Below are 8,130 nucleotides of genomic sequence, written 5' to 3' on the forward strand. Positions count from 1 at the left end.
GACTTCGATCCGGACGCCGCGTGGGACGAGCGCCGGCGCATCTACGCGATGAGCGACCTCATCGTGGACAGCCTGTCGATCACGGCCGAAGCGCAGGGCGACCCGGACGGACTCTGGACCTGCGCTATCGCTGCGGCGGTCTTCCGCTTCGAACTGCCGGCGTAGCTACCTGGACGGACGGGTGCCCTGGCAGCACTGGCTCGCTGGCGAGATCGCCCGCTGCGGTTCTCCTGCTCAGCGGCGGCCAAAGCTATCGAGCGGATCGCGGGATCGTGGCGGAGCCATGCGGCACGCCGCGCCGATATCGAGAGGGCAGATGACGTCACGAGGCGAACGATGAAGCCGGAAGATCAAGGTCCGCCCAGCGGACCCAAACTCACAGCGACTCAGGCGCGGCAGGGCACGACCAGGTACCCGGTCCGGTACATCCTTGCGATCTCGTTGGTTCTCGTCGTCGTGGGACTGGTCGTCGCCTTCCTGGTCGCGTGAGCCGCGCCGCGCGGTCGCCTCGCTCACGCATACTCCGTCCCCGCCTGCTGGTTCTTCAGCACCGCCGTCATCATGCGGGTCGCCGTGGCGTTGTAGGCGGCGCGGAACTCGAAGCTGGCCTCGACGCCGGCCGGGCCCTCGATCGGCGTCTTGGCGAGCGCGAGATAGACCTCGTGCAGCGTGAAGGTGAGGCTGCGGTTCGCGTCGATGGTGTAGGCGAAGGCGAACTCAGCCGCGGTGCCGTTCTGCGCCTGGGTGAGCAGCGTGGTGTCTGCGAAGCGGGCGGTGATCTGGCCGGTCGCGCGCGCGATGCCGGGATCGACGCCCTCGATCCGCCGATCGGCACGGATGGTCCGCACCATCTCCATGCCGTTGCTGAAGGTCATGCGCGCGCCGGTGACCTGCGCCAGCGCCGAGCCCGCCCGGCTGATGGATCCCTGCGCCTTGTTGAAGGCGGTGTATGCGGCCGAGACCGGCGTGCCGCCGGAGGACGAGGCGCCCCGCGTCGAACCTTGACCCATCAAACCGAAGCCGGCCGTGGCCGGTCCGCTCGGTGAGAAGTCGATCTCCAGCGTGTCGGCCCGCACACCGGTGCAGACATCGTAGGACGGCACGTCGGGGTAGCCGATCTCGACGCTGTTGGACGGCAGCGCGGCGGCGCCGGAGCCGAAGCTGTGGATGAAGTTCGGGTTGGTGCCGGTGGTGGTGGGCGCGCCGAGCAGCAGCCGCAGCCAGTGGCCGATGTTCACCAGATCGACCGGCACCACCGCCTGGCCCTGTATGGTGACGATGTCGAGGAAGGGCGCGGCGGGGTCGCGGTTGGAGCCGACGCCGATCACGTCGGCATCGAGCAACGGCTGCTCGGCACCCAGATCGCAGGTCAGGAACGGCATGCGCCGCCAGTTGCCGGCCGGCGCGGTGCCGTAGGTGACCTCGGGGAACATCAGCAAGCGGCAGTTTGCGCCGATGGCTCGCGGCATCGGTGTCCTCCAATGGCAGGATGGGGATGGTCAGGCCAGCGATGAGCCGGCGACGGTGAACCAGAGGGTGACGGGGACGAGCGCAGCACGAGCAGCGACGGCGCCCTCGAACTCCACGTCCTGGAACTCGGGTGAGCCCGGCTGCGTCCACTCCACGGCACCTCCGAGGGTGCGATCGGCTGTGATCGCCGCGCCGATGTCCACGAGCAGCGCATCGAGCAGCGCGGTGCGCGCGGCCGGTGTGGCACCGCTGACCGTAACCTCGACCTCCGCCCGATGCTCGATGGCGAAGGCCAGCGGCGAGAGGATCGCCGTCTCCTGCACGGTGTCGCCGTCGCGGACGACGACCAGGCCGCCCGGCGGGAGGCGTTGAGGCACGGTCTCGCCGCGCAATACCAGCGGCGCCGGGTTGCGTGCCAGGAGGGCGGCCGCCAGCTGCGCATGCAGGGCGGTGAGAGCGGTTTCGCGCGCGCTCATGTCCACCCCAGCAGCGTTGCGAAGAATCGGCCCACCACCCAGGTGATGGCCAAGCCGAAGGCTGCTGCCATCCAGCCGAGGGCGGCGAGCAGCGCCAGCAGGGCGAGGCGTGCGCGCGCGCTCATGGCGCCCGCCTCCCGCTCTCGCGTTCCCACGCCGCGACGAAGCGCGCAGGCAGGCGGCGCAGCCCGCGCTCCGCAGCGCCCTTCACGTCGAGCCGCTTGGTGAGCTGCACCTGCGGCAGCAGCAGGAACATCGGCACGAAGCCCTGCGCCAGCAGCGACTGCTGCCAGGCGGCAGCACCGCGCCGGTTGCGGGTGGCGACCGCGGCGATGCCGCCGGCGATCAGCGGGGCGCGGCGCCGGCCAACGCGCTCGCCCCGCCGCACCGGCAGGCACCAGACGAAGCCGCGGCCCGACTTGAATGGGCGCAGGAAGCCCTGGCCGGAGGCGACCATCTGCTGCGCCGAGACACGCGGCCTGGCGCCGCGCCGCCCCCCCTGCCGATTGAAGCCGGTCGGGATAGCCAGGAACTTACGGCCGCCCTTCGGCCGGATCAGCGCCCCGCGCTCGAAGGCATCGATGATCGCTGGCACCTTGGTGAACACCAGCCCCGCCTGGCGCAGCGACTGCCCCGCGCGCGGGAACACCTGCGACCGCCAGGCATTGGCCACGCCGCGCGCGTTGCCGGTGAAGGCGGTCGTCACCTGCTTGCGCAGCTCCGCCTTCACCTGCTCAGTCTCGGCGCGCACGGCTGACATCGCCGCCCGCTCACCCAAGCGCACCTCCGCCGCCAGCACTCGGCGCAGGTCGCCGACGGCAGCCCGAAGCCTCACACCGGCGGATCCCGCGGCGGCAGGCCAGTGCGGTGCCGGATGATGGCCACCGCGAGATCCTGCAGCGCCGCCTGGCCGAGATAGCCGAACACGAAGGCGAAGAGGAACCGGCCGTATTCGTTGAACTCGAGCAGGCCGCCCAAAGCATAGCCGGCGCTGCCGACCAGGGCGGCGGAGGGCACCTCCCAGACCAGGCACCAGCCGAGGCGCCGCCGCTCCGGGTGGTTCCAGCGGACGAAGCCGCCGGCGAGGCCGGCCGCGCCGCCCAGCAGCAGGTCGAGCAGGATGCCCCAGCCGGTCGGGCTGTTGTGCGGCATGGGGAGCTCCTATCGCTGGCAGAGAACACGCCAGGCCATACCGGCGGCATCGCGCTCGGCGTGCTGGACGGTCAGGACCTCGCCGCCGAGGGTGAACACGTCACCGGCCAGGATCTCCGGCAGCACGGCGACCGGCACCGTCAGCACGTCGGTGGCTTGGATCAGCGCGGTGCCGAAGGCGTCGCGCAGCTGGTCTGGCGACGAGCGCACCACCCGCAGCGCGACAGGCGGGCCGCCACCGCGTTGCCAGGTGGCGTCGCTGCCGAGGTTCGGATCCGCCGTCAGCACCGCCAACGCGGCGGCGAAGGCGGTCACGCGCCGGCGGCCGGCACGCGGGCGAGCATCACGCGGACGGTGGTGTCGGCCGCCAGCGCCGCGACGGTGACGATGCCGACCTGGAAGTTGCCCGTGGCGGTGGTGGTGAGCCGGCGGTTGGTGTTGTCCCAGAACACCCGGGCGCCGGCGGTCATCGCCTGGGTCGGGTCCTTGGCCAGCTCGAACTCGCCGCGGGTCTCGCACTCGACCGTGGCGTTCTGCTCGGCATCCATCGCGGCGACGCCGAAGAAGGCGCCGACCAGCATGCCCTGGCCGGACAGGATACCGCCGGCATAGGGCACGGGCATGGGGACGGAGCGCGCCTCGGGGCGCAGCATGTTGCGCATGATGGGATCTCCAGAAACGCAGAAGCCGCCCGGGAGGGCGGCCTCTGCATGGGTCGAAGGGGGTGGTGAGTGGGATCAGGTGCCCGGGTTGAACCAGGCGCCGCGCCAGTCGATGGCACCGACGCCGAAGTCGAAGAGCACGCTGACCTCGATGCCGTCGACGCCGGACACCGGGCCGGTGGTGACCTGCGGCCCCTCGACGCCGTTCAGGTAGCCATAGACGTAGACCGGCGTGGTCGGCGGCTCCGCGAAGAGATACCAGCGGTTCGCCGGGATCAGCGGCTCCACCACCGGCTGCAGCAGGCCGACATAGGGGTTCACCGCGCCGGAACTGCCCGGTGTGATCGCCGCGGTTAGCTTCAGCGCAGAGAGCTCCAGCGCCGCCCCAACCAGCACCCGCATGCTGCGGCCGAGCGAGATCGGCAGGCCGTCCAGCGTGCGCTGCTTCATGATGGCCTCGCGGCCCTTGGCGATGTTCGCCTCGTCGAGCGCCGTGCCGGCCGCCGCCTTGTTCGCCCGTGCTGCGGCGGTCGAGAACACCGGCGCGCTGCCGGTGGTGAGCGTCGGGCCATCGCCATTGGCCAGGTTCAGCAGGGCATAGGCGGTGGCGTTCTCGAAGTCGGCGACGCGGCGGCCGATCATCGCGGCGAAGTCGGTGAAGGCGCCGAGGTCGTCGTTCACCAGCATTTGCCGCGTCACCCGGATGCGGCGGGCGAAGGTCTGCAGCAGGACGATCTCCTGGCTCTCGGACATGGTGCCGGCCTGGATCTCGCCGTTCTCCAGCAGCGGCTGCAGGACGGGGAAGTCGCCGATGCGCAGATGCCGGTGCGGCTTGAAGTCGCGGAAATCGCGCCGGAGGAACAGCTGGCGGTAGGTGGGCGCGGCCGGCTGGTAGGCGGCGAGCAGCATCTTGTTCGCGGCAGCGGAGAGCAGGGCGGGGAAGTCGGAGGTGGTGTGAAAGGCGCGCTCGGCCAGGCGCACCGGATCGCGCGGGATCGGCGTCTCGCCATGGAGGGAGAGCAGCTCGCGGACCATGTCGGAGGGGCGCCAGCCCATGAACTCGGCGTGGCGGCCGTTGCCCTGAGGCTGGTAGCCCGGCATGGCGCGGGCGGCGATCGCCTCGGCCATGGCGTCGAGCACGGCCTCGCGCGGCGGCGCACCGTGGGCGGCGGGGTTGGCAGGCACGGAGGGCCGGGGCGCGTGGCGCACCAGGGCGTCGAACAGGGCGCGGCGGGTGTCGTCGGGGGACCAGCCGCGCTCGACGGCCTCGGCGCGCAGGGCGGCCACACGGTCGCCCGGCAGCAGGGCGCGGGCGGCCTCGACGGCGGTGTCGATGCCGGCGATGCGGCTGCGCTCGGCACGGGTGGCCTCGGCGGCGGGATCGTGCGGCGGGCTGGCCGGCGCGGCGGGCGCGGGCTCGGGCGTGGTGGTCACGGTGGTCTCCTGGGGCGGGGTGACGGGCGGCGCAGGCGGCGTGGGGGTGGTCTCGGACACCTGGGTCTCCTGTGGACAGGACTGTGGGAAAGGCTGTGGATCGTCCGCGATCGGCGGCTCCACGGCTGGGCTCGGCTCGGTCTGGGGATCATCGCCGCGGGTGACGGCGTCGCGATCCACCGGGATCGGCACGACGGAGATCTCGAACGGCTCCCAATCCACCGCGCGGTGGACGGTGGTGCCGGTGGCGGCATCGGGCCGCGGCTCGTAGCGGTGCACGCGATAGCCGACGCTGACTGCGCGCAGCGTGCCGTCGGCGATCCGCTGCCACACCGGCTCGATGTCCGTCGCGCTGCTAAACTGCAGGGTCGCATAGCCCCGGCCGCGCTCGATGCGGGCAGCGGTGACGCGGCCGAGCACGTCGCGGGCGTCGGTGCTGCGATGGGTGTTCAGCACCGGGGCGTTGCCCGAGCGCAGCGCGGCCATGCGCACCGCGTTCGGCGACATCTCCAGCTCCTCGGTGATCAGGCCGAGGGCGGGGACGAAGTTGCGGGCGCGGGCGCCGGTCGACCACACCACCTCGACGGTGCGCGCGGTGCGATCGACGGTGGCCGGCGCGGTGATAGCGCGGTGCGCCACGATCGATTGCCCACCAGTGGGAACCGGCGCGGCCGGAGCGGCTCGATCGCGCGCAGCATCGGCTTCCGGCCCGGCGTTGTCGCCGCCGTGTTCGATGTTTTCGGTCATGCGGAATCGTCCTGTGCTGACAGCCACGTCAGTGAGGCGCCCAGATTCTTATCGCTGGGTGGCGGGCTGCCGTGCAGTTCAAGCGCCAATGCCCGGCCCCTGAACCGGATCATTCGCGCGGGCTGACGGGCATGATGCAAGCCGCTGATCAGCAGCAGATTTCGGCTGCGGCACTCGAAACCAGCCGTTTGCGGTGGGATGCGGCGTCGAAGCGGTCGGCCGCCGCCTTAGCCAGTTGCCTGCATCGAGGTCGAGAAGGCTGCTCGGCTCCCGCGTGACATGCTGGCCTGTTCCTTTGGGAACACGTCCTGCCCTGCGCGCTCTGCGAGAAAGCGGTGCATGAGGTCGGGCAAGACAGGCCGATTTCTGAACCGCAAGCCACGGGAGACGGAAATGGTTTTCAACAACGGCAAATGGAAGTTCGGTACCGCAGGTGCAAACACCTACGACATGAACGGCCAGCCGGTCTGGGACGTCGCCGACAATTACGACGCCGGAGCAGGCAGTGATCTCGTTTACGGCAACATCGCCGACAACGTGATCAGGGGTGGCTCTGGAAACGACACCATCGATGGATGGTGGGGCAACGACACCATCGACGGTGGCCTCAACGACGATGTCCTGAAAGGCGATCTCGGGAACGACTCGTTGGACGGTGGCGATGGCAACGACGTTGTGTCAGGCGGTGACGGGTCATACCCGCCTCATGAAGTTCTGACCGACCTGAGGTAGGGAAAGTCGGTGAGGGATGCGATGCGTCCTGGGTCTGCGAGCATGCGGTTCCAGGCGTCGCAGCAGCCGTCGATGATGTGGTCGAGATTGCGGAACAGCCGTAGCGAGAGGAAGCGCTCGCGCAGATAGAGCCACAGGCGCTCGGCTGGGTTCAGCTTGGGGCTGTAGGGCGGCAGGAAGACCAAGCTGACGTTCGCAGGCACGACGATCTCGCCGGCGGTGTGCCAGCCGGCGCCGTCGAGCAGCATGGCGGCGTGCACGCCCTCTGGAAGGGTCGCGGCGAAGCGGTCAAGGAAGGCCTGCATGGCGGCGGCGCCGACTTCGGTCATGACCAGCGCGAAGGCCTCGTCGGTGCCGGGGCGCACGGCCCCGTACAGCCAGGCGGAGGTGTAGCGGTGGTCGATCATGCCTTCGGGCCGGACGCCGCGCTCGAACCAGACGCGGGTGCCGCGGCCCTTCTGGCCGACGCGGGCTTCGTCCTGGCACCAGAGCTGGACCTCCGCTTCGGGGTGGGCCTGGGCGATGGCGCTCAGTGCCGCGGCGAGGCCCCCTTTTTGAAGCGCTCCTGCGCCGCCCTGTCGGCCTTGGGGTGGCTCGGCCTCGTCTTCTGCCAAGACAGGTCCAGCGACTTCACCAGCCGCAGCATGCCGCCCTCGCGGTAGATGACGCCAAATCGCTCCTCGGCGATGCGGCAAAGGTCAACGATCCGCCAGGCGGAGACGCCGTCGCGGTCGGGGTCCGGGCCGCGCAGCACGATCGCCTTCAGCGCGGCCTGCTGGCCCTCGCTCAGCCGCGGTGGCCGGCCCGGGCGGCGCTCGTCGCGCAGTCCGGCGACGCCCGCCGCGTTGAAGCGGTGCACCCAATCCCGCAGGGTTTGGTGGTCCATGCCGGCGGCACGCGCGGCGGCTTCTCGGCTCATCCCGTCCAGCACGTTGGCCAGGCCGAGGAGCCGCGCGGCAACCCGGCCGTCCGCCTCGCGCCGCGCCAGCCGCCGCAGCTCCGCCGCCTCAATGTCCGCCCGGACCCCCACCGCCCTGCCCATCGCTACCCCCGCGAATCAACCGGCAGAAGCGAATCACCCGGCGCGCACGGACGCCACTCACACAAGAGTCAGCATTTCATCAGGCGGGTATCAGACACTTTGAAGGGCGGGGCGAATTCCGACCGGCTTCACGGTAGAGAAGGCTCCGACAGCATTAGCGGTGGGAGCGGCAACGACACGCTCGAAGGAAATGGCGGGAACGATACCCTAGCCGGCGGCACCGGCGCCGACATCATGTTCGGAGGCGATGGGACTGATCGGCTGCTCGACGGGTCGAGCGAAGGCGTTACCGACACAATGTCCGGGGGAGCAGGGAGCGACTTTCTCGAGAGCCTGGGCGGGGGCGATGCCATGAGCGGCGGCGCAGATAACGATCGGTTCTCGTTCGGCGACGCCGAGGCCTTCAGATTGCTCG

Annotated in this window: 11 protein-coding genes; 2 read left to right on the forward strand and 9 right to left on the reverse strand. The window is 70.6% G+C overall.

Annotated features, from left to right (window positions below; genetic code table 11):
- Positions 1 to 512: 512 nt before the first annotated feature.
- From ACESM1_RS29820 to ACESM1_RS29855, 8 genes are all read right to left on the reverse strand, one after another.
- Entirely contained in the window at positions 513 to 1,469 is a 957-nt protein-coding gene (locus tag ACESM1_RS29820; RefSeq protein WP_372624953.1) for a phage tail tube protein, read from the reverse strand.
- A gap of 30 nt (positions 1,470 to 1,499) precedes the next feature.
- Positions 1,500 to 1,946: a hypothetical protein gene (locus ACESM1_RS29825; protein WP_372624955.1), complete on the reverse strand. Its 447-nt coding sequence runs from the start codon at positions 1,944 to 1,946 to the stop codon at positions 1,500 to 1,502.
- Complete coding sequence (locus ACESM1_RS29830; protein ID WP_372624957.1) at positions 1,943 to 2,071, reverse strand: hypothetical protein; 129 nt, start codon at positions 2,069 to 2,071, stop codon at positions 1,943 to 1,945. The genes ACESM1_RS29825 and ACESM1_RS29830 overlap by 4 nt, the downstream gene beginning before the upstream one ends.
- On the reverse strand, positions 2,068 to 2,781 hold the full coding sequence (locus tag ACESM1_RS29835) for a DUF6441 family protein (RefSeq protein WP_372624959.1): 714 nt from the start codon (positions 2,779 to 2,781) through the stop codon (positions 2,068 to 2,070). Before ACESM1_RS29835 ends, ACESM1_RS29830 begins: the two co-directional genes overlap by 4 nt.
- Complete coding sequence (locus tag ACESM1_RS29840; RefSeq protein WP_372624961.1) at positions 2,778 to 3,098, reverse strand: phage holin family protein; 321 nt, start codon at positions 3,096 to 3,098, stop codon at positions 2,778 to 2,780. The genes ACESM1_RS29835 and ACESM1_RS29840 overlap by 4 nt, the downstream gene beginning before the upstream one ends.
- 9 nt (positions 3,099 to 3,107) lie before the next feature.
- Positions 3,108 to 3,413, reverse strand: a complete 306-nt coding sequence (locus ACESM1_RS29845; RefSeq protein ID WP_372624963.1) for a hypothetical protein — start codon at positions 3,411 to 3,413, stop codon at positions 3,108 to 3,110.
- On the reverse strand, positions 3,410 to 3,760 hold the full coding sequence (locus ACESM1_RS29850) for a DUF2190 family protein (RefSeq protein ID WP_372624965.1): 351 nt from the start codon (positions 3,758 to 3,760) through the stop codon (positions 3,410 to 3,412). The genes ACESM1_RS29845 and ACESM1_RS29850 overlap by 4 nt, the downstream gene beginning before the upstream one ends.
- Before the next feature lie 75 nt (positions 3,761 to 3,835).
- Complete coding sequence (locus ACESM1_RS29855) at positions 3,836 to 5,941, reverse strand: prohead protease/major capsid protein fusion protein (protein WP_372624967.1); 2,106 nt, start codon at positions 5,939 to 5,941, stop codon at positions 3,836 to 3,838.
- 393 nt (positions 5,942 to 6,334) lie between these two features.
- On the opposite strand from ACESM1_RS29855, the gene ACESM1_RS29860 reads away from it, so the two are divergent.
- Positions 6,335 to 6,673 (forward strand): calcium-binding protein, encoded by a 339-nt coding sequence (locus tag ACESM1_RS29860; RefSeq protein WP_372624969.1) that lies wholly within the window; start codon positions 6,335 to 6,337, stop codon positions 6,671 to 6,673.
- On the opposite strand, the gene ACESM1_RS29865 is transcribed toward ACESM1_RS29860, so the two are convergent.
- Positions 6,646 to 7,715, reverse strand: a protein-coding gene (locus tag ACESM1_RS29865; RefSeq protein ID WP_372624971.1) for an IS630 family transposase whose coding sequence is annotated in 2 segments (ribosomal slippage) — positions 6,646 to 7,206 and positions 7,209 to 7,715 — 1,068 coding nt in all. Because the reading frame shifts where the segments join, the coding sequence is not laid out codon by codon here. The two genes, ACESM1_RS29860 and ACESM1_RS29865, sit on opposite strands and share 28 nt — an antisense overlap.
- A 99-nt stretch (positions 7,716 to 7,814) precedes the next feature.
- On the opposite strand from ACESM1_RS29865, the gene ACESM1_RS29870 reads away from it, so the two are divergent.
- A partial coding sequence (locus ACESM1_RS29870) for a calcium-binding protein (protein WP_372624973.1) occupies positions 7,815 to 8,130 on the forward strand: 316 nt, incomplete at its 3' end.

The sequence above is a fragment of the Falsiroseomonas sp. genome, from assembly GCF_041690465.1.
GTDB lineage: Bacteria > Pseudomonadota > Alphaproteobacteria > Acetobacterales > Acetobacteraceae > Falsiroseomonas.

Bases quoted from the DNA above. Each gene is read 5' to 3' on its own strand.
- ACESM1_RS29820 (WP_372624953.1), bottom strand. From the start codon at position 1,469: ATGCCGCGAGCCATCGGCGCAAACTGCCGCTTGCTGATGTTCCCCGAG.
- ACESM1_RS29825 (WP_372624955.1), bottom strand. From the start codon at position 1,946: ATGAGCGCGCGCGAAACCGCTCTCACCGCCCTGCATGCGCAGCTGGCG.
- ACESM1_RS29830 (WP_372624957.1), bottom strand. From the start codon at position 2,071: ATGAGCGCGCGCGCACGCCTCGCCCTGCTGGCGCTGCTCGCCGCCCTC.
- ACESM1_RS29840 (WP_372624961.1), bottom strand. From the start codon at position 3,098: ATGCCGCACAACAGCCCGACCGGCTGGGGCATCCTGCTCGACCTGCTG.
- ACESM1_RS29850 (WP_372624965.1), bottom strand. From the start codon at position 3,760: ATGCGCAACATGCTGCGCCCCGAGGCGCGCTCCGTCCCCATGCCCGTG.
- ACESM1_RS29855 (WP_372624967.1), bottom strand. From the start codon at position 5,941: ATGACCGAAAACATCGAACACGGCGGCGACAACGCCGGGCCGGAAGCC.
- ACESM1_RS29860 (WP_372624969.1), top strand. From the start codon at position 6,335: ATGGTTTTCAACAACGGCAAATGGAAGTTCGGTACCGCAGGTGCAAAC.